Origin of the sequence: Streptoalloteichus tenebrarius, from assembly GCF_024171885.1 — a bacterium.
Classification (GTDB): domain Bacteria; phylum Actinomycetota; class Actinomycetes; order Mycobacteriales; family Pseudonocardiaceae; genus Streptoalloteichus; species Streptoalloteichus tenebrarius.
The window spans coordinates 1-669 of the sequence record NZ_JAMTCP010000046.1 but is presented as its reverse complement, the minus strand read 5'-3'; the positions used below and the strand labels follow the sequence as shown (position 1 = coordinate 669).

At 70.3% G+C, this 669-nt stretch carries 1 pseudogene; it reads right to left on the bottom strand.

Annotation, left to right across the window (positions count from 1 at the left end):
- Nucleotides 1-475: 475 nt before the first annotated feature.
- A pseudogene (locus tag LX15_RS26865) lies at nt 476-669 on the bottom strand (methyltransferase, FxLD system); the annotation flags it as partial.

The following is a 669-nucleotide window of genomic DNA, read 5'->3' as shown; positions in this document are numbered from 1 at the left end:
CTGCTACTCCGGCCAACGGCCGGACCTCATTCCGGCGCGTCAAGCGGGGCCCGCCGGAAGAACCGGTGGGCCCCCTCCTACTCCGGCTAACGGCCCGACCCGATTCCGGCCACCAATCCTGGTGCAACGTTCTCCTCCCGCCCGACCACTGCTCATCCGGACGCCTTCACGCCACGTTCCGCCAGTTGCCAGCTTCGCCAGTCATGGACGACTGCGCGTTGGCCCGGCGGGTCTGCAGCGCGGCGAGGAGACGCTGTTCAACTTCGGGAGCGAAGTGGGAGTACACGGCTTGGATCTTGTCGTCGAGGGTGTGACCGAGACGGCGGGCTTGGGCGATCTCGGGAATGCCGGCTGTTCGACACCCTGGTGCCGCCCAGGAAGCGCTGACCGCGCCCGGAACGCGGTGAGCCCGGCCCGACGTGGGCCGGGGTTCACCAGGTTCTACGAAGCCACGGGGCGGCGGCATGGTGACCGTTCAGGGCGTGAGGACCATGCGGACGTGGTGCTTGTCGACGACCACGCCGGCAGGCAGATCCTCGTCGGTCGTTCCGGCCGGGAAGGCGGTGATGACGGGCTGGGCGGCGCGGTCGCGGTCGAACCGGCGGATCTGTTCGACCAGCCGCTCGGCGAGCTGGGCGGCGGCGGGGCCGTGGCCGGTGGCGGCAAGTT